The organism is Methanocalculus sp. MC3, from assembly GCF_054767395.1.
The window spans coordinates 387,548-407,442 of sequence record NZ_BAABMP010000002.1; the positions used below are offsets into that span (position 1 = coordinate 387,548).

Annotated in this window: 20 protein-coding genes; 9 read left to right on the forward strand and 11 right to left on the reverse strand. The window is 51.7% G+C overall.

What is annotated here, in order from left to right; all coding sequences use genetic code 11:
• Positions 1–3: 3 nt before the first annotated feature.
• The 5 genes from ACYUBO_RS05595 to ACYUBO_RS05615 all read right to left on the reverse strand — a co-directional run bounded on the left by ACYUBO_RS05595 (position 4) and on the right by ACYUBO_RS05615 (position 3,347).
• Entirely contained in the window at positions 4–411 is a 408-nt protein-coding gene (locus ACYUBO_RS05595; RefSeq protein WP_300332395.1) for an archease, read from the reverse strand.
• The gene (locus ACYUBO_RS05600) at positions 401–685 is read right to left on the reverse strand and encodes a hypothetical protein (RefSeq protein ID WP_300332397.1); all 285 of its coding nucleotides are present in this window, start codon (positions 683–685) and stop codon (positions 401–403) included. The genes ACYUBO_RS05595 and ACYUBO_RS05600 overlap by 11 nt, the downstream gene beginning before the upstream one ends.
• A 72-nt stretch (positions 686–757) precedes the next feature.
• A complete protein-coding gene (locus ACYUBO_RS05605; protein ID WP_300332399.1) occupies positions 758–1,072 on the reverse strand; it encodes a DUF2551 domain-containing protein in 315 nt (104 codons plus the stop codon).
• Between the two features lie 523 nt (positions 1,073–1,595).
• Positions 1,596–2,378 carry an ABC transporter permease gene (locus tag ACYUBO_RS05610; protein WP_460372989.1) on the reverse strand — a complete coding sequence of 261 codons (783 nt, stop codon included), beginning with the start codon at positions 2,376–2,378 and terminating at the stop codon, positions 1,596–1,598.
• Between the two features lie 3 nt (positions 2,379–2,381).
• The gene (locus ACYUBO_RS05615) at positions 2,382–3,347 is read right to left on the reverse strand and encodes an ABC transporter ATP-binding protein (protein WP_460372991.1); all 966 of its coding nucleotides are present in this window, start codon (positions 3,345–3,347) and stop codon (positions 2,382–2,384) included.
• A 70-nt stretch (positions 3,348–3,417) separates the two neighbouring features.
• On the opposite strand from ACYUBO_RS05615, the gene ACYUBO_RS05620 reads away from it, so the two are divergent.
• Entirely contained in the window at positions 3,418–3,780 is a 363-nt protein-coding gene (locus ACYUBO_RS05620; RefSeq protein ID WP_300328961.1) for a hypothetical protein, read from the forward strand.
• Between the two features lie 11 nt (positions 3,781–3,791).
• Here ACYUBO_RS05620 and ACYUBO_RS05625 read toward each other — a convergent pair whose 3' ends face one another.
• Positions 3,792–5,174 carry an MFS transporter gene (locus tag ACYUBO_RS05625; protein ID WP_460372993.1) on the reverse strand — a complete coding sequence of 461 codons (1,383 nt, stop codon included), beginning with the start codon at positions 5,172–5,174 and terminating at the stop codon, positions 3,792–3,794.
• Positions 5,175–5,465: 291 nt separating this feature from the next.
• Here ACYUBO_RS05625 and ACYUBO_RS05630 point away from each other — a divergent pair, with 291 nt between their 5' ends.
• From ACYUBO_RS05630 to ACYUBO_RS05665, 8 genes are read left to right on the forward strand one after another with little or no spacing between them, the layout of a single operon-like run.
• Positions 5,466–6,260: a 2-amino-3,7-dideoxy-D-threo-hept-6-ulosonate synthase gene (locus tag ACYUBO_RS05630; RefSeq protein WP_300328967.1), complete on the forward strand. Its 795-nt coding sequence runs from the start codon at positions 5,466–5,468 to the stop codon at positions 6,258–6,260.
• A gap of 2 nt (positions 6,261–6,262) precedes the next feature.
• Positions 6,263–7,048: a 2-amino-3,7-dideoxy-D-threo-hept-6-ulosonate synthase gene (locus ACYUBO_RS05635; protein ID WP_300328970.1), complete on the forward strand. Its 786-nt coding sequence runs from the start codon at positions 6,263–6,265 to the stop codon at positions 7,046–7,048.
• Positions 7,045–8,031 (forward strand): 3-dehydroquinate synthase II, encoded by a 987-nt coding sequence (locus ACYUBO_RS05640; protein ID WP_460372995.1) that lies wholly within the window; start codon positions 7,045–7,047, stop codon positions 8,029–8,031. Before ACYUBO_RS05635 ends, ACYUBO_RS05640 begins: the two co-directional genes overlap by 4 nt.
• Positions 8,021–8,863 carry a prephenate dehydrogenase/arogenate dehydrogenase family protein gene (locus ACYUBO_RS05645; protein ID WP_460372997.1) on the forward strand — a complete coding sequence of 281 codons (843 nt, stop codon included), beginning with the start codon at positions 8,021–8,023 and terminating at the stop codon, positions 8,861–8,863. Before ACYUBO_RS05640 ends, ACYUBO_RS05645 begins: the two co-directional genes overlap by 11 nt.
• Positions 8,857–9,648 carry a prephenate dehydratase gene (locus ACYUBO_RS05650; RefSeq protein WP_460372999.1) on the forward strand — a complete coding sequence of 264 codons (792 nt, stop codon included), beginning with the start codon at positions 8,857–8,859 and terminating at the stop codon, positions 9,646–9,648. Before ACYUBO_RS05645 ends, ACYUBO_RS05650 begins: the two co-directional genes overlap by 7 nt.
• On the forward strand, positions 9,645–10,928 hold the full coding sequence (gene aroA / locus ACYUBO_RS05655) for a 3-phosphoshikimate 1-carboxyvinyltransferase (protein ID WP_460373001.1): 1,284 nt from the start codon (positions 9,645–9,647) through the stop codon (positions 10,926–10,928). The genes ACYUBO_RS05650 and aroA overlap by 4 nt, the downstream gene beginning before the upstream one ends.
• Complete coding sequence (aroE, locus tag ACYUBO_RS05660; RefSeq protein WP_460373003.1) at positions 10,910–12,250, forward strand: shikimate dehydrogenase; 1,341 nt, start codon at positions 10,910–10,912, stop codon at positions 12,248–12,250. Before aroA ends, aroE begins: the two co-directional genes overlap by 19 nt.
• Positions 12,247–13,239 carry a chorismate synthase gene (locus ACYUBO_RS05665; protein ID WP_300328989.1) on the forward strand — a complete coding sequence of 331 codons (993 nt, stop codon included), beginning with the start codon at positions 12,247–12,249 and terminating at the stop codon, positions 13,237–13,239. The genes aroE and ACYUBO_RS05665 overlap by 4 nt, the downstream gene beginning before the upstream one ends.
• Here the strand turns inward: ACYUBO_RS05665 and ACYUBO_RS05670 are convergent.
• The 5 genes from ACYUBO_RS05670 to pstA are packed head-to-tail and all read right to left on the reverse strand — an operon-like array spanning position 13,226 to position 19,890.
• The gene (locus ACYUBO_RS05670) at positions 13,226–13,864 is read right to left on the reverse strand and encodes a type I 3-dehydroquinate dehydratase (protein WP_460373005.1); all 639 of its coding nucleotides are present in this window, start codon (positions 13,862–13,864) and stop codon (positions 13,226–13,228) included. The genes ACYUBO_RS05665 and ACYUBO_RS05670 overlap by 14 nt on opposite strands.
• Positions 13,861–16,419, reverse strand: a complete 2,559-nt coding sequence (locus ACYUBO_RS05675; RefSeq protein ID WP_460373007.1) for a U32 family peptidase — start codon at positions 16,417–16,419, stop codon at positions 13,861–13,863. Before ACYUBO_RS05675 ends, ACYUBO_RS05670 begins: the two co-directional genes overlap by 4 nt.
• Positions 16,420–16,459: 40 nt before the next feature.
• The gene (locus ACYUBO_RS05680) at positions 16,460–17,188 is read right to left on the reverse strand and encodes a phosphate signaling complex PhoU family protein (RefSeq protein WP_460373009.1); all 729 of its coding nucleotides are present in this window, start codon (positions 17,186–17,188) and stop codon (positions 16,460–16,462) included.
• 2 nt (positions 17,189–17,190) lie between these two features.
• Positions 17,191–17,949 (reverse strand): phosphate ABC transporter ATP-binding protein PstB, encoded by a 759-nt coding sequence (gene pstB, locus ACYUBO_RS05685; protein WP_460373011.1) that lies wholly within the window; start codon positions 17,947–17,949, stop codon positions 17,191–17,193.
• A 3-nt stretch (positions 17,950–17,952) separates the two neighbouring features.
• Positions 17,953–19,890, reverse strand: a complete 1,938-nt coding sequence (gene pstA, locus ACYUBO_RS05690; protein WP_460373013.1) for a phosphate ABC transporter permease PstA — start codon at positions 19,888–19,890, stop codon at positions 17,953–17,955.
• Positions 19,891–19,895 lie beyond the last annotated feature (5 nt).

A 19,895-nucleotide genomic window follows, 5' to 3' on the forward strand; every position in this document is an offset into this window, starting at 1 on the left:
ACCTCATATGTCAAAGATAATCTCAGCACAGATCATCGTATCAATCTTCCTGATGAAGAGATCCGAGTATGAGATACCCTTGATTTCCCGTCCTCCTCCATGCCTTTCAGGGTCAAATGTCTCTCCACGGATAGTAGCAGACAGCCCGCCCTCGATAAAAACCACTTCTGTTTCACAGACAACAAACGATTCAACTTCAGAGACGAAGAGGAGTTCGGATAAAAACTCCCATAAGAGATCCTCAATGGTATCCGCGGAAACCTGAAGTCCCCTCTCTCTTTCTATCCTGCAATCTCCTGAATAGAGGGTACTGAAGAGTGCAGAAGATGCGGTTCTGAAGAGTTCTTCATAACTCTCTGCTCTGATGCGTATTTTAACATCAGCTGTATGTTCAAGCTCTTCAAAACTCATCTGATTGTCCGTAGCTGAAATAACGGGGAACCATCTGCATGGTGATCGACTGGATCCATTTCACCTGGTACCGTGAGACATAGAGTGTGTAATCTCCGACAGCTATTGGTATGTCCGACGATTTTGGATTTTTTATAGATGTTGGGAGGAGAATCGGACCTCCACAGGATGTACACACCCGAAAGTCACATCCTCGTTCATTTATATAAGCGCGAACATCATCATCAACGGTGATCTCCGGCGTTTCAGGGATCTCTCCAAATGGTCTCCTCATGTATCTGATTAATGGGAAGGGGTTGATTAAAATAGTTCTGTTAGAGCCAGAGTTTTTCTTGAAAAAGAGTGTTCAGGTTGTTGCAACAACACGGGTCATGAGATCAAGATACTGTTCTTTAACCTCATAGATGCTGGTTGTTCCCTCGACATTCCGCCGAACATGAAGAATTCCTATACGGGAAGCAATGGTCCCGACCATGGATGCTACTGCTTTGATGCTGATACTGAACCTCTCATTCAATCGTGAATGGATCTCAGAGATGGTAAGTGAACGTATGCGTATGAACATTGAGAGCAGTTCTTTGCGAATGCCCGATCTGTCTCTTGAGAGATACGCCTTCAGGCGTGCTTCGATCTCCTTTTTAATCTCCCCCGCTGAGAGCATACACTGTATACTTCACTCTTCCTATATATTTGTATCGCTTTTATCCTGTAAAAAAATTGACTATTAAGGAAAAAGAGTCGATTGAAATCTCTTTTCTATCAATGAATACAGAATAGATCAGTGTTAATATAATGATGGTGTCTGTGTGTTCGGTTATATGCAGAAATGATATCTCTGTCCAATTTTTGTTCCATACGACATAATTTATATATGATTTTTATTCATCATAATCTGTTCCTTTAGGAGTTCATCTTCTGAACAAAACATTCTTCGAAGACAAAGAATACATTAGTTTTACCTATCTATTCGGGAAGTGGATGGAGTGTTGGATCATCGCTGTTCAATCTGTGGAGAGAAGGCAGTTGGGTGCCAGGTATATGGCTGCTGCGGATCATATGTCTGCCTTCTGCATGCGGATGCACATCTCCAGAGCCTCAAGCCTGGAGAAAGGAAGGAATGGGGAGCCTGTTATTACCTCAGGTTTTCAGAATCAAAAGAAGATGAATGAGTGTTTTTCTTCAGATCAGTTCACAAGCCTCCGCTTCATCAGGTTGAGCCCGATAATAAAGAATAACAGGGCAACCAGAAGCACCCAGACGATGTTGTAGAGGAGCATCGGGGAGAACTCAGCCATCGTTATCGCCCTGTTGACATTGACAATATTTGCAAGCGGCAGAAAGGCAAATGCAAAGTACTGGAGCGTCTGCGGAAGGATGCTTATCGGGAAAAACGTGCCTGAAAAGAGGAACATCGGGGTGATGAAGAGGAATGCCGGGTAATTGAGTGCGTCAATGCCTGGAGTGACTGCTGTGAAGCAGATCCCAATGGCTGAAAATAAAAATCCGGCAGGGAATGCAAAAGGAATCAGCAGCAGCGATGTCGGCATATCGATCACCCCGAAGAGGAAGAGTACCGGAATCATCAGGGCCGCATAAATTGTTCCCCGTGTTGCTCCCCAGAGGATCTCCCCGGTGATCACATCTTCAATCGAAAGGGGTGTGGCAATCATCGCATCAAATGTCTTCTGGTAATACATCCGTACATAACTCGAGTAGGTGCATTCAAAGAATGCCGAGTACATCACTGATATCGAGACAAGAGCTGGTGCAATGAAGACCGGATAGGGTATGCCATCCACATCCTGGATCAGGGCGCCGACACCATATCCAAGGGCAAGAAGATAGAGCACCGGCTCAACAAACGGGGGAATAAAATTAACCCGGTACGTCTTGATAAATGCATCCAGGTTCCGCCGCCAGACCGCCAGCGACCCCCTAGAAATCCCGCTCAATCCACTGTATGCCATAGATCACTCCCTCAATGTCCTTCCGGTCAGCTTCAGGAAGACATCCTCAAGGGTTGCCCTCCTGACCGTGATCCGCTCCCTGCGGCATCTCTCCATCAGGATCCGGGCAACGATCTGCGGGTCATCTGCCTGCACCTGAATGATGTCGCCAAATACTTCAAACCTGACCCTCTCCTCCTTCAGGCAGGCGATGATCTCCGGGCTTGCTGCCGCCTCAACGATCTCCTCACCGGCATATTTTTTTACGAGCTCAGCCGGGCTCCCTTCAACAAGGATCTTTCCTGTATCCATGATAACGAGCCGATCACAGAGCCGTTCAGCCTCGTCAAGGTAATGCGTGGTCATCAGAAGCGTACAGCCTCGCGATCGCAGATGACGGAGTTTCTCCCAGATGAGGTGGCGTGCCTGGGGATCAAGGCCGATTGTGGGCTCATCAAGGATCAAAAGTTCCGGCTCGTTCATCAATGCACGTGCAATGATCAGCCGCCGTTTCATCCCGCCAGAGAGTGTCTCTATCGGCGCGTCACGTTTCTCAGAAAGCTGCATGAATTCAAGGAGCTCTTCAGCCCTTTCTTCTGCCTCTGTTCGAGGTATCCCAAAATAACGAGCATAGATGGTGAGATTTTGAAATACAGTAAAATCCGGATCGGGATTATTCTCCTGTGGCACCACCCCAAGCCGCTGCTTGATTGTACGGGGATCTCTGTCGGTATCCATCCCAAATACCAATAGATCTCCCCGGGTTCGTTTTGATACGCAGTGGATCATCTTCATTACAGTCGTCTTCCCGGCACCGTTTGGCCCGAGAAAACCAAAGATCTCACCTTTCTGAACAGAAAAGCTGATGCCATCAACTGCTGCAAGGGTGCCAAAGTATTTTTCAAGATTATGTGCAGTGATGATCTCCATAGGCAATCGCTTTTCCATGAACTTCTTCTTGTTTGGGAATGATGATTCTGATCCTCTCATATGCCAGCACGATCAAACAATCTGGTAGATAGAGTTTGAAGGGTTACGAACCGGCACTTCAGGAGAGCATATGAGCTGGCAGGATATTGCTATTACGATCATCACATTCCTTCTTGCAGTCATGCTCCTCCCCCAGCTTCAGGATGTCCTGTACCGTGGGGCGGTGATGAACTTCTTTACTGCAAGCTTTACCAGCTTTCTTGCATATATCCTCTGTGTGGTCTTCGCATCTCTTGGCCTCTGGATATCGGTCATTGGCCAGACCACTGTTGCATCAATATGGTTCCTCCTTGCATATTTCTCAGTCAGAAATGTTCGGGATGACCAGTATCCGGATAAATCACTCTTCTTTGTTGCAAGAGATTTCCTTTCTGTATGGATGATGGGAACTGCCTTCTCCCTCTCCGTTTTCGCAAGAAAAATCTTTAGATAGGGTGAGGCTGCTCACCCTTTCCGGCCTCGTGCAAGCGAGATGACAAATCCGACAATGCAGAGCAATGCAAAGATTATAAATGCATATCTCTGGGTGATAATAAAGCCGGATGCCTGCTCGGCTCCAATCTCAACCGCACCGATGAAGATGGTGAAAAGAAAGAGGGTAATTCCCATTGAGAGTACCATGCCAAACTGCCTCATCGTCGCAATAGTGCCGGAGGCGATCCCATAATCTGTCTTTTGTACCGATCCCATCACCGCATTGGTATTTGGGGATGAGAAGAGGGCAAACCCAAATCCCAGGAAGAGGAGAGCCAGTATTATGATGGGAAGCGTTGTTTCTTCGGAGACTCCTGCGAGAATAAAGAGCCCGATGGCATTCAGCCCCATCCCGGCAGATGCGATATAACGGGGTTCTATCCGATCGGAGAGCCTCCCTGCCCACGGGGAGAAGAGCACCTGCATCAGGGGCTGGCTCACAAGAACAAGTCCGGCAGATTTTGGATCAAGACCTTTGATGATCTGGAGGTACAGGCTGAGAAGGTATCCGATTGCAAAGGTCGCACTATAGTTGATCAGGGCTGCAATATTTGAGAACGTAAAAACACGGTTGTTTTTGAATATCCGTATATCAAAGATCGGATTGTGTACCTTTGTTTCATGCGATAGAAAGATGGGAAGGAGGAGGAAGAAGAGGATGAGCGCTACCACTCCCTCCTTGGATGTGATCGAGGTGATCCCAAATATCCCGCAGAAGACCACTGATGCATAGAGGAGGGCTCCCACCAGATCGAATGAAGGGACATCAGCAGCTGCCCAGTCCACTGTAATCCAGCGTGTCACAGCGAATATTATGAAGATACATAATGGCACGAGAATGAAGAAGAGGCTCCTCCACCCGAGGTAATGGGTGAGCAGCCCGCCGATGACCGGACCTAGCGAGAGGCCGGCATAGACGCCGGTTACATTAATCCCAAGTGCCTTGCCGCGCTGCTCTTTTGGAAAGACTGATGAAACGATTGCAACGGATGTTCCAAAGATACATGCGCTCCCTATCCCCTGAAGGCCACGAAGCGCTATGAGTACCGGAAATGTCGGTGAAAAGGGAATGAGAAATGATGTGAGTCCGGTGATGATGATTCCTATGAGGAAGACTTTTTTTCTCCCGTATATATCACTCAGTTTTCCAACAGGTATGAGAAACATCGCCGAACACAATAAAAAGATAGTTGGAACCCATCCGAGCTGGATTGCATCAGCTGAAAATTCTGCTGCAATCTGGGGTAGGGCGAGATTGACCATTGAGCCGATGAACGGTGTCAGGAATGATCCAAGCGTCGATATAATCAGTATCAACCGAAGCCACGATCGATTATCGGATTGTTCCAACATAAATCGAATATGTGTTTGAATTCGCACCCGATTAAGCCATGGGGTATCCTGCTCACCCACACCTTTTTATATTGTTCACGATAACAATACTATAATGCGTGGTGGATGTTTTTTCGCCGGTGAATGCTTTTATCTCCGGTAGCTTGGCATCTGTTCTTTTCGCAGACATTCTTCTGAAGGCTGACTCCCAAGCGGAGGCTTTCTTTGGTTTTTATCGCTTTTTTAGCTACGCCTGAAGACACCAATGTTTAATCTGGTGTCAGAAGGCAGTATGTGTGTTGTGGTTATACTATGCATGGAAAAGATATTCGCATGGAACGGATCATGGATCGAAAGTCGGGGAAGATGATCATCGTCCCGCTCGACCATGGGGTATCGCAGGGCCCGATAACGGGTTTAATTGATCTTTGTGGAACTGTTGACGCAGTCGCAGAAGGAGGGGCAACCGCAGTCCTTGGGCATGTCGGCCTCGCCCTTCACGGGCACCGTCGATCAGGAGAGGATATCGGGTTGATCCTGCACCTCTCCGCCAGCACCTCGCTTGGACCGGATCCCAATAACAAGGTGATCGTGAATACCGTCACCCAGGCACTGAAGATGGGGGCAGACGCCGTCTCGGTGCATGTAAATATCGGTGCGGATTCTGAGGCATCGATGCTTTCCGATCTCGGGAGGATCTCAATTGAATGTATGGAATGGGGGATGCCTCTCCTTGCAATGATGTACCCGAGAGGCAGGAAGATAACTGACGAAAACGGATGCGAATACGTGAAGCTTGCCGCACGGGTGGCATCTGAGCTTGGGGCTGATATCGTCAAGACTGTCTACACGGGAGATCCGGATTCCTTCCGCGAGGTGACAGAGGGGTGCAGCGTGCCGGTGGTTGTTGCCGGTGGCTCCAAGATGAATGATCCTGAGATGCTTCAGGTGATAGAAGGGTCGATGCTTGGAGGAGCAGCCGGGATCTCAATCGGGAGGAATGTCTTCCAGCACAAAAATCCAAGAGCATTCCTGCATGCGGCACGGGCAGTGATGATGGAGAAGAGGACGGCTGAAGAGGCCCTGGAGATACTCAGGGGGAGTTGAAAATGATCGGAAAAGAGATACGTCTTGAGCGGATTATGGACAGAAATACCGGGCGGGCGGTTATTATCCCGATGGATCATGGGTTTACTCTCGGCCAGATAGAGGGGCTGCTTGATATGCAGACTGTCGTCAATGAGGTGAGTGCAGGAGGGGCAAATGCCATCATACTCCATAAGGGAATGGTAAAAGGAGGGCACAGGAGGCATGGCCGTGATATCGGCCTGATCGTCCACCTTTCCGCCAGCACCTCGATGAATCCCGATCCAAATGACAAGGTCCTGATCTGTACTGTTGAGGAGGCGATCACCCTTGGAGCCGACGGGGTATCTATCCATATTAATCTCGGGGCGCCACAGGAGTCAAAGATGATCGAGGCGGCAGGTGTTGTCTCACGGGAATGCAGCCGATGGGGGATTCCTCTCCTGATCATGATCTACCCCCGTGGAGAGGGAATCGATCCAAATGATCCACGTGCTGTTGCCCACTGTGTCAGGGTGGCAGAAGAGTTGGGTGCGGATCTGATAAAGACAAACTACCCGCAGGATGAGAAGGCATTCAGGCAGATCACCACTGCATGCTCGGTTCCCGTGCTCGTTGCCGGTGGTGAGAAGGGAGGCGATCTCGAGTCGCTGATGATGATCGATGATGCAATCACTGCCGGGGGTGCCGGGGTCTGCATGGGGAGAAACGCATTTCAGAGGAAGAACACCACCGAGTTTGTCCATACAATCTGCCGGGTAGTACATGGACGCGAAAAACCGGATAAAGCTCTTGGGAGGCTCTCATGAAGGAGTTCTGGGTTGATATCCGCCCATGGAACAAAGAGGCTGCACTTGCCGCAATCGAGGGTGGAGCAACAGCCCTTCTCCTCAACAGTAGTGAAGAGGCGAAATCTCTTGCAAGGATTCCCATCATTGCGCCCGATGGCGATCTCATCGAGGGAAGGGATTTTCACCGGATTGAGATCATCGACAAGGCAACCGAAGAGCAGGCGGCAGACTATGCCAGGGTTGGCCATGTTATTGTACGTACAACCGACTGGACCGTTATTCCCCTTGAAAACCTTGTTGCGGTATCCGATAGGATCATTGCAGAAGTCTCTGATGCCCATGAGGCAGCACTGGCTCTGGGCATCCTTGAGAAGGGTGTTGGCGGGATTCTGCTCAACTCACAGGATTCTGAAGAGATCCGGTCCGTTGCCGCTCTGCTTGAAGCGGATGGCGGCACTCTGCCACTCCTCCCCCTGACCATTACCCGGATCACGCCTGTGGGGGTCGGTGACAGGGTCTGCATCGATACCTGCTCCCTCTTTGATGAAGGTGAAGGGATGCTTGTGGGGAATACATCATCTGCCCTGTTCCTTGTTGCCGCCGAGACCCTGGAGAACCCCTATGTCTCCCCCCGTCCATTCCGGGTGAATGCTGGTGCTGTGCATATGTATGTCCTCTCCCCTGATGGCAAAACCCGCTACCTCTCCGAGATAGGCTCCGGAGATACAGGATGTGCCGTAACCGGGGAAGGACAGAGCCGTACGGTCTCTGTCGGGAGAGTAAAGATCGAGCGCCGCCCCCTTCTTCTCGTTGAAGCGGAGCATGAGGGGCGGGTTGCAAGTGCGGTCATCCAGAATGCCGAGACGGTCAGGCTTGTCGGGGAAGATGGTGTTCCGCGAAGCGTCGTTGAGCTGAAAGAGGGAGATCGGGTGCTTGGGCACCTGATGACCGGAGGACGGCACTTTGGGGTTGCCATCGATGAGACCATCCTTGAGAGATGATGGCCGCACCATCGGGATCATTGGTGGAACAGGCCGGATGGGAACCCTCTTCAGGCAGATATTCAAAGATGCAGGCTGCTCCGTGGAGGTGATCGGCAGAGCTTTGGCTTCTGAGTACCGCGGGCTTGCCGGGCGATGCAGTGTGGTACTGGTTACCGTTCCCATTTCTGTGACCGAAGAGGTGATCAGATCAGTTGCACCTTTTCTTGAGAAGGATCAGCTGATTGCAGATCTCACCTCCATCAAGGAGAAGCCGGTTGCAGCAATGCTTGAATCTGATGCACAGGTGATCGGCCTTCATCCGCTCTTTGGCCCGAATATGGCAACGATAGAGAATCAAAAGCTGATCATGACACCTGCGAGGGCAGATCCGGAGACGCAACTCTGGCTACAGGGGATATTCGAAGCGGCAGGTATGCTGGTTCATCAATCGACACCAGAGGTACATGACAGGGCGGTAGCGGTGACACAGGGGATCATCCATCTTCAGAGCATTGCAATGGCGCAGATGCTCAGGAGCTTAAATTGTACACTCGAAGATCTCCTCCCATTTGCCACCCCAAATGCCCATGCTACCTTTGCCTTCATGGCACGGACACTCTCACAGGACAGCAGCCTGTATGGGGGCATCCTCCAGGGAAATCAGTCAGTTGAAGAGGCGATATCCGCCTATCTGAAGGCTGTCAGAGAGGTAGGGGAGATGATTCTTCAGCACGATCCTGAGGTATTCAGGGAGGAATTTGATAAGGACGCTGCACACTCCGCCTCATTTCAAAAAGAGGCAATTGCTCTTACCGATCGACTCCTTGATCAGGTGGTGAGCGAGTGGTAATAGCAGTCCTTGGACCTGCCGGGACATTCAGCCATGAGGTGGCTGTCCGGCTGAGCGGGGCTGAGCCGCTCCTCCTCCCTACGATATCTGCGGTCTTTGCACTCGCGGAGAAGGGAGAGGCAATTGGTATTGTTCCCATAGAGAATAGCGAGGCAGGAGGTGTCGGGCCGACCCTTGACGGGCTCTGCCGGTACGATGTGAAGATCACAGGAGAATGCTATCTCCCTATCCACCATACCCTTGCCTCATCTGTTTCGATTGAAGATGTAAGAGAAATTTATGCACATCCCCAGACACATGAGCAATGCAGCGAGGCATTTGATCGCCTCGGCCTGCCGGTGATCCATACAAGCAGTAATGCAGCCAGTGCTCTCAAGGCACTGGAGAACAGGCAGGGTGCTGCTGCCATCTCTGATGCGGCAGCAGAGTATTATGGCATCCCGATCATCCTCAGGGGACTTGAGAACAACGCCTCAAACACCACCCGGTTCATCAGGATTGAAAAGAGCGGATACTCAGGGGAAGGTATCATCAAATGCAGTATCCTGATAGATCCAGAGGAGGATGTTCCGGGTCTTCTTCATACACTTCTGAGCCCCTTTGCCAAACGTAATATCAATCTCTCACGAATCGAATCACGCCCATCCGGACGCGGAATCGGCAGTTACCGGTTCTTCCTTGATTTCGAATCCGGGCAAGCAGCACAGGAGGCTCTAAATGAGCTGAAGAAGACCGTTCCTGTCAGGGAATTTGGGTGTTACCCGAAGCTTGTGGTGCAGTTATGATCGTGAGACTTGAGAAGAGGACTACGCCTGTTGATCTACGTGTGAGGGCTCCGCCATCCAAGAGCTATACGCACCGGGCACTCATCGCTGCCGCACTGGCAGAGGGTGATTCAATGATCATTGAACCATTGGTAGCAGAGGATACCCTCCTCACCCTCTCTGCCCTCAGGCAACTGGGTGTTGCCATTGAAGAGCGTGAGAATGGACTCCTGATCCATGGTACTGGGGGAGTCCTCTCCCCGGGTGGAAGAGTTACCATTGATCTGAAGAATTCGGGGACAAGCATGCGGCTCCTCGCATCAGTTGCATTGCTTGCAAATCAGCCTGTCGTACTCACCGGGAGTGAGAGGATGTGTGAGCGGCCGATTGGGGATCTCGTCTCTGCATTAAATGCAATCGGGGGGCAGGTCAGGTATCTTGGCAGAACCGGCTATCCTCCGATCGAAGTATCGGGGCGGATTCTTGGTGGGAACGTTGAGATATCTCCTGAGATAAGCAGCCAGTTCGTCACCTCGCTATTAATGGCAGCACCCTATGCAGAGGAAGATCTCATCATATCGCTCAGGGGCAAATCCGTATCTGCCAGTTACCTCGATATTACCCTTGACCTTATGGCTTCATTTGGCATATCTGTCAACGTCGATGCAGTGAAAACGTTCCAGGTTGGATGCGGGAAGCCATTTGCAGGAAGAAGCTATGAGGTTGAAGGCGACTACTCATCTGCGTCCTACTTCTTTGCGTTCGCAGCGGTCTGCGGGGGGGAGGCTGCGGTAACAAACCTGAAACCCACATCTCCACAGGGAGATCGGCAGTTCCTCTCTCTCCTGAGGGAGATGGGATGCCAGGTACTCTCTCATGAGAATGGATACCAACTCATCCGGGATGGTCCGCTCACCGGGATCACCTGTGACATGTCCGGGATGCCAGACACCGTCCAGACATTAGCAGCAGTGGCACCGTTTGCCAGCGGCACGACGATGATCCGGGGGATTTCACATCTCAGGCATAAGGAGAGTGACAGGATAGCGGCAATCGAACAGGTATTGTCTGGTTTTGGGGCCGGTGTAGCTACAACCGGGGATTCCCTTTCAATTACTCCCGGGGAACTGCACGGGGGTATGATCGATCCGGCAAATGATCACCGGACCGCAATGAGCGGGGCAGTTCTTGGCCTTGGGATTGGAGGTGTATCAATCCGTGATGCAGGATGTGTCGCCAAATCCTATCCGGAATTCTGGGATATCCTGAAAGGAGCAGGTCTATGGAACGGTATGTCTTAATCGGGCTTCGGGGATCCGGTAAATCTGCTATTGGCAGGAGGCTGGCAGAAAAGCTCCAGATACCCCTGTATGATACCGATGTCTTGATTGAGAAGAGGGCAGGACAGAGCATCCCGGAGATCTTCTCTGATCTTGGAGAGGAGGCATTCCGGCAGATGGAGCGGGAGGTGATCGCCTCTCTTCCTGATGGACCGGCCGTCATTGCAACCGGCGGCGGGGCAGTGATGGATCCGGAGAATACTCGCAGGCTCCGAAGGCGATCACACATCATCCTCCTGACAGCAGATGAAGAAACCCTTCACTCCCGGATACAGGGGAGCAGCCGTCCGGCACTCACCCATCTGTCGGATCTGGATGAGATTCGCCATCTTGCCGGGGTGAGAATGCCGGTATTTCGCGGTCTGGCCGATCTCTGCATTGACACTGTCTTGCTCAGGGCTGATGAAGCCGCAGCCAGGATCATCCATCTGAATGGGATGCGAAGACGGAATCCGGATCTCTTTGCAGAGACCCTGGCAGAACTCAATTGCGATACTCCGGATGATCTCATCAACTGCCCGCTTATCTTTGGGATCACAGGAAACCCCGTCTCCCATAGCAGGAGTCCGCATCTCTATAATACACTCTTTCCTGAGTATGCCATACCCGGAAGGTACCTCTACCTCCCCGCGAAATCGGCAGAGGATGCAATCCGGATAATGCGTGGCCTTGGAGCGAAAGGGCTATCTGTCACGATTCCATTCAAAGAGATGATGATCTCCTGTATCGATGAGCCGGATGCGGATGCCCATGCTATTGGCGCCGTCAATACTGTTATCTCCTGTGATGGGCGGCTCTATGGACACAATACTGACTGGATCGGCATCCGTGAGCCCATCCGCGATCTTCGCGGAGGGGATGCTCTTGTGGTGGGTGCAGGCGGAGCAGCGGCAGCCGCAGTCTATGCCCTTCAATCGCTTGAGATGGATGTTACCATCTCAAACAGAACAGAAAAGCGTGGTGAGGTGCTTGCAGAGCGGTTTGGATGCAGGAGTGCCCCGCTCTCCTCTTCGATAAACGCCGATCTGATCGTCAATGCGACCCCTGTCGGGATGAAGGAGCGTGACCACTCTCCGGTTCCATCCGGATTATTGAAACCGGATACAACCATCTTTGATCTTGTCTACACCCCCCCGATGACCCCGCTCCTCAGGGAGGCCGAAGCAGCGGGATGCCGGATCATACAGGGAACAGAGATGTTCATCCATCAGGCGCGGGCCCAGTTTACCATCCTCACCGGTATCGATCCCGGAATCGATCGGATCAGGGAGGTGCTCTCATGAATATCTTCGGCCGCCTCTTCTGCTGCACCACATTCGGCGAGAGCCATGGTCCCGGACTCGGGGTGGTGGTGGATGGCTGCCCCCCCGGTATACCGCTCACTGAAGATCTGATCCAGCCATACATGGATAGACGGCGTCCGGGCCGGGATCCGACCATGTCGCCTCGGGCAGAACCCGATCATGTGGAGATCCTCTCCGGAGTTTTTGAAGGCAGAACCACCGGGATGCCGATAGCGATACTGATCCCATCAGTTGCACAGAGAAGCGGTGATTACGACTCTCTCAGATCGGTATTCCGTCCGGGACATGCGGATTACACGTACCATCTGAAGTACGGGCACCGCGATCACCGGGGTGGCGGGCGGAGCTCAGGGCGGGAGACAGCGGCACGTGTGGCTGCGGGTGCAGTTGCATTCCAGTGCCTTTTCAATCAGGGGATCTCGATTAGATCCCGCATACTGGAGATTCATGGAAATTCCAATCCCGATCAGTTCGAAGAGGAGATCCTTGTGGCAAAGGAGCGCGGCGATTCAGTCGGTGGCATCATCGAGCTTTTTGCTGTGGGTTGCCCACCAGGGCTTGGGGATCCGGTCTTTGGAAAACTGGATGCTGCCATTGCCGGTGCGATGATGGGGATCGGCTCGATCAAGGGAGTTGAGATCGGGGAAGGGTTTGCTGCTGCACGGATGTCTGGGAGCGAGCACAATGATCCCATGCAAAAGAGCGGCTTTGCCACAAACCATGCAGGGGGTATCCTTGGTGGCATCAGCAATGGAGATCCGATCGTTATCCGGTGTGCTGTCAAGCCGACACCCTCGATCTCGCTTCCACAACAGACGATCAATTCGGAGGGTGAGGAGGTCGAGATATCAATAAGGGGGCGTCATGACCCCTGTATTGTGCCAAGGGTCCTTGTCGTTGCCGAATGCATGCTTGCACTCGTGCTTATAGATGCAGTTCTGATGCAGAAGAGGTTCACTGGCTTTTGAGCAGGAGCCTGATAATCTCTCTCATCTCCCTCATATGGTACTGTCCGGCAGCAGTCGCATTCCCGGCATGGCAATAGGCATATCCTGATCCCATAACAAGGAGCAGGGGCCTGAGCCATGCATACCCGGATCCCATAATCGAGACGCAGATCGGTTTTTCCGCTCCAATGGTATATCCAAGGAGTGTAACCGCATCTTCGTTCTTTTTCGGAGAGACGACAATCTTTGGGATATCACCATATGACCGGAGCTCTTTTTCGCAGAGTGAGAGCTGATCAGAGTCCGGCATCTCTTCGGTATGATACGAGGCTATGATCGTCTTCTGCTGCGTCCGCACCCAGTCTGCATGATGAGAGAACCGACGCTCTATATCGACCATATCTGCATAGGGAAGAAGGATCTCAATGCGGCGTTTCCATTCCGCCGCATCCCCGGCAAACCGTCCTCCTTCATGTACACTCCTGATCGTAAGGAGCAGCAGTCCTGTCCATTTTGATCTGATCGCCTGAAGGTCTGCTGGCGTGCAGGTCTCCATCAGGTCAAGCCGAAGCTCGATTGCCCATGGATCCTCGGCTGCTGCACCCTCAAATTGTGAGAGGTCATTAATTGATATGATATACTTCATCTGAAACCACCGCCAAGGAAGGGGCCTGTTGTGATTCCCCCCCATGAGATCGAACGGATATCATCTTTGAGCTGATCGATAGTGCCACCTGAGAGAGCTGAGGAATAAGCCCGGCATATAGCAGCGGCATACTCTTCAGTTCTGGACCGGAGCTCAATCCCGAGAATTGCAATTCCGGCATCAAGGATGAGATCCAGATGATCGATGAGGCAGGTCTCAACGGCATTTCCTATAATTGTCCTGCACTCGCTATCAACCCTGAGCGGAAATGATCGTCCGGTCTGATCCATTATAGCTGCAAGATGCAATCCGGTATGTGACGGACAGGGGTATCTCCCATATGCAATACAATGTTCGGTGATCATCGCCGGAACCGATCCCTGTACAAAGAACTCAACCAGTTCATCATCCCCGATGCAGAGGCTTTGAAGTTCTGCCAGTGAGATCTCTCTTGAGAGGGCAACTGAGTTGTGTGCTGGTTTGAGTGCTTCGAGCGCAGAGTGATTGGTGATATTCAGTGCTGAAGATCCACCAACCGCCATCTCCGGAACATGTGCCCGTACTGCCTCGGAGACACCCACACCCCCGACCATCACTCCATCGATTCCGGCAGCGTACAGATCACCCAGAAGGGGCAGGGCATCATCAAGGAATCTCCGGCGTGTGATATCCGGGAACTTCCAGAAACAGGCTGCCCCATGCTGATGGCAGAGTTCCTTTACGACACAAAGCTCACTAAGGACGGCCGCCTGCCATTCTGAATGATCAAGCTTCTGCCTTCTTCCGCATGAGGAGAGTGCGGCTGCTGGTTCATAATAGATCCGTCTGCACCCGCCTGCAAGCGCACCCCTCACCTGATCGATTGAATCGGCATAGGCGGCGATCACCGGTGGATCGGATCGCCTGACAGCGGGGTTTCTTCTCTCTTGTCTGAAGAGCCCGAGTCGCTTCCTTGATTCTTCCACTTCCCCGGGAGCGGGCTCAGCAGATTGGATCAGGGCTTTTTCTGCTTCGGAAAGAAGCTCTCTCCTGAGTGCGGTTATCTCCTGTATAGGAAGGAAGAGCCCGCCATCATAGTGCAGCTCTTCGATAACAGCCTCAAAGTGTGTCTCACCTGTGCGGGTTAAGAGATCTGAGATAGTTTCCGCAGTCAGCGGCCTTGTCCTCGCCTCTGCCATCGGGGAGGCAGACCGTGCGGTGACGATAAGATCCTCCCCCTTCATCCCCCTGAGATGGCCGGACACAGAGAGATGCCCCTTATCCATCCCAATGAAAAGCGATATCCTGACCCTCCTGCCGCCTCCACGTCCAAAGGTTGCGATAATTGCTGCGGCTGCCTGCTCCACAGAGGCACGCCTGTTGATCGCAACCTCCATCCCCCTCTTCACGGGAACCGGGACTTTCACCCGCATCCGTCCGCTTTCAATTCGAAGATTGGTCCGGATCTCACAGCCGATATCTTCCTCTCCATCTTTTGAGAAGACGATCCCATCCCCTCTCTCCGGGTATGGTGCCGTCAGATCCCCGACGACTGCCTCACCGCGCTCACGATCATACCACTGGACGGTTCCAAATCTGACACCGCGGTTGTCAGGGCGATCTTCTGAGACAAATGCTGATCCAATTGCGCCAAAGAGGTGTCCCTCAGTAAAGCCGCGATTAAATGCAAACTGTGCTGAGAGCAGTTCCACCGGATCGGGTGAGAATGTCCCGGATTGAATCTGATCGAGTGCCTTTCGGTAGAGCGAGATGACGGTTGCCACATATTCAGGGGATTTCATCCTCCCTTCAATCTTGAGTGCCGCGACATCCATCATCTCAGGTAACCGGGGATATGTAGCGAGATCCTGGGGTGAGAGGAGGTACCCCCCGTCCCTCTCCTCCCCATCCGGAATTATTCTCCCAAATCGATCTCCTGATCCGATGATCGGAATGTACTTCCGGCGGCATGGCTGGGCGCAGGTGCCACGGTTTCCGCTTCGCCCGCCGATGACAGAAGAGAGAAGGCATTGCCCCGAGTACCCCATACAGAGGGCTCCATGTGCAAAGAGTTCCAGTCCTATGCCAAGCGTCTCTGCCTCATGCTGGAGACTCCTGACTTCATCGATTGAGAGCTCACGCGCAAGGACGACACGGCTGATCCCATGTGCTGCGGCATATCTGAGCCCTTCGATGGAATGGATCGTCATCTGGGTTGAGGCATGGAGCGTGAGCTTTGGCACAATCCGGCGTGCAATCGAGAGGACCCCGTGATCCTGGATGAGGATGGCATCGGCTCCGATCCTGTAGAGGAAGAGGAGGTATTCGGCTACAGCAGGCATTTCATCATCAGATACGAGGGTATTGACGGTAACATAGACCTTTATGGAACGGGCATGGGCATCCTGTATGGCCTGTACCAGTGCATCATCATCGAAGTTTGCAGCATATGCCCGTGCGCCGAAACGGCTGCCTGAGAGGTAGATCGCGTCTGCTCCTGCTGCAACGGCAGCCTCAAATGCCTCGCGGGAACCGGCAGGTGCCAGAAGCTCAGGGATGTGGGTACTCCTCTCCATTATGCATACTTTTGGCACAGATGGAGATAAAAAGAGGGGATTACCGGATATCGACCCGCTCGCCGGTGACCATGTAATGGATCTTTTCGGCAGTCTTGCATGCATGATCCGCACACCGCTCAAGATAGCGGTCGATGAGGAGGTATGTTGCGCAGTAGGGAATGGTTTTTGGATCCTCTTCCATGATCATGATACAGTCCTCATAGATGGAATAACGCAATCGATCAATGACATCATCACGTTCAGAGAAGCCCTTGATCATCCCGAGATCATGTGTCCGGAAGGCGGTGATTGCATCTTCGAGCATCGAGATAGAAAGCGCAGCCATCTCCGGGAGCCCGACCATATCATGAACATGAATCCCCTCAGGGAGCTTGTAGGTGCAATGGCAGATATCCTTTCCATATCTTCCGATCCTCTCTGATGAGCTGATGAGGTTCATACAGCATGAGATGGTCCGGAGATCCCGTGCCACAGGCTGGTTAAGCCCTATCAGCTTGAGCCCCTCCTCTTCAAGCTGATCGCTCTTCAGGCCTAGGAATACCTTTCTTGGAACCATTATCTGCTGATGCATCTCAGGCTGCCCGTTTGAGGTGCCGCAGGATAGGCAGTGGCTCTCCATGCCGCCGGCAATCTCACATGCCTGCTCCCGATCAAGCGATCGGAACGCATCAAAGGAATCACGGAGCATTGTGAGGGCGAATATACTGTACTTCTCAACCGATCTCTGGTATTCCTCAAGTTCTATGTGGAAGTGGTCTTTCATCATTATCACCCGAATCTCCCGGTAATATAGTTCTCAGTCAGCTCTTCCTTTGGACGTTCAAAGATAACCGAGGTGTTATCGAACTCGATTAATCTCCCCATATACATAAATCCGGTGTAATCAGATACGCGTGCTGCCTGTTGCATATTATGAGTGACGATTATGACAGTATACTTTTCTTTGAGTTCGGAGATAAGGTTCTCGATCTTGGCTGTTGCAATCGGATCGAGGGCTGAGCAGGGCTCATCCATAAGAATGATATCGGGATCAACAGAGAGTGTCCGTGCGATACAGAGGCGCTGCTGCTGCCCCCCTGAGAGACCCCGGGCAGGTGTATGGAGCCTCTCCTTTACTTCATCCCAGAGGGCAGCACCTTTCAGGCTCTTCTCTGCAATATCATCAAGCATTTTTCTATCCCGAACCCCATGAACCCTCGGTCCATAGATGACATTCTCAAAGATGGATTTTGGAAAAGGATTTGGTTGCTGGAAGACCATTCCAATCTTTTTCCGCAGATCCACAACATCAGTTGATCTCCCGGTAATCTCTCCGCCGTGATAGAGGATCGAGCCGTTTATCGTACACCCGGGTATGAGATCGTTCATCCTGTTGAAACACCGGAGTAATGTGGATTTACCGCACCCCGACGGACCGATCAGTGCCGTGACTTTGTGTTTTGGGATTTTGATGTTTACATCAATGAGTGCCTGCACCTCGCCATAATACAGGTCAAGGTTTCTTGTTTCAAGAGCTTTTTCTTTCATATCTTACCACGTAACGGTCTTTCTTGCATGCCTTCTCAGGATGATGGCAATGGTGTAAATGCCGGTGACCAGGGCGAGGAGGACAAGTGCGGTACCATATTTCTGCGTGTCAGCACCTGGGACATTTGTTGCCAGGATGAAGAGATGATAAGGAAGAGCCATCACCGGCTCAAATACCGATGTCGGGAGATATCGTTTTGAGAAGACAACGGCAGTGAAGAGGAGCGGTGCAGTCTCTCCTGCGGCTCTTCCAATTCCAAGGATCGTTCCTGTCAGAATGCCGGGAGCAGCAGCAGGGAGTACAACCCGTGAGATGGTATGCCATCTGGTTGCTCCAAGCGCAAGACTTCCATGCCTGAGAGAGTCGGGAACAGACTTCAGCGCCTCTTCGCTTGTCCTGATGATCGTTGGGAGTATCATCAGGGCAAGGGTAATCTGTCCGGCTATTAGCGAAACGCCAAGACCGACAAAGAGGACGAGGAATGCAAATCCAAAGAGACCGAAGACGATCGAGGGCGTACCATTCAGGAGGTCGTTTCCGGCACGTATGATCTTTGTGAGGCGTCCTTCAAGGGTATATTCATTCAGGTAGATTGCAGCTCCAACACCGATCGGGAGTGCGATCGCCACAGCTCCTGCAACAAGATAGAGGGTACCGATGATCGCAGGGAAGATGCCGCCGGAACGGCCAAGATTTCGTGGACCTTCGGTCAGGAATTCCCATGTGATCGCTGGCAGCCCGTTTGAGACGATGTCGAAGATGATCGCAACCAATGCAAAGAGGACGAGAGCTGTTGCAGAGGTGACGATGCCGAAGGCAATTATCTCCTTTGACTGTCGTGAGAGGAGCTTTGATCCGGCATACAAAAGTGCAAGTATCGCTGCAAGAATGGCTATGCCCGGTAATCCGACGATCAGGTATGCTATCCAGCCAGAAACGACAAGGACACTCAGAATAATGATTGATTTGATCTGGTTTCTCTGATTGTAAGAGAATAAAGGCGTTTCTGAGCAACCCATCTGCCCATCCCGTATCTTCGACATTATGAATGTAGCAGAGATGTTGATGATCAATGTGATCAGAAGGAGTACAAGAGCCATTCCAAACAGGGCATGGTAATGTGTGCTCCCTATTGCAACCTCCCCCATCTCAATACCCAGTGTGGCAGTGAGTGTCCTGATAGGTGAGAGGATATTGTAGAGCGGATCAGGAATGACTGCTGCATTTCCGGTTACCATGAGCACTGCCATCGTCTCGCCGATTGCCCTGCCGAGGCCAAGGATTATTGCCGCTGTGATGCCTGATAGGGCAGAAGGGATCAGAACGCCGGTGATCGTCTGCCAGCGTGTTGCTCCAAGGGCAAGAGACGCAGATCGAAAGTCTTTGGGGACACTGCTGATTGCATCTTCAGATACGGAGACGATTGTTGGTAGCGCCATGATCCCAAGGATAATTGATCCTGCAAGCCAGGTGGCACCGGATGAGAGATCAAAAGAGATCCTGAGCCAGTTTGTCAGGACAACAAGACCAAAAAAACCATACACAACAGATGGTATGCCTGCCAGAAGTTCGATTGCGGGCTTTACTGCCTCACGGAACTGTGGAGGTGCAACTTCTGCAATGAAGATTGCCGATCCGATCCCAAGAGGAACAGCAATGAGAACAGCTCCGATTGTTACAAGAATTGTTCCGACGATCAGGGAGTAGATACCATATTGGGGGAACTCACTGGTTGGAGTCCAGATCTCATTGAAGATGAATGCAGGAATACCTATCTCAAGGATCGCAGGAAGACCTTCTTTTAGCAGAAAGCCGATGATCAGAATGATCGTAATAACTGCCACAAGTGCAGTTCCAAGCCAGATACCACTGATTGCTTTTTCTTTATTCTGCCTGGTAAAGAGATCAGTAATCTGTGATTCAAATCTGTTCTTCTGCATGATGA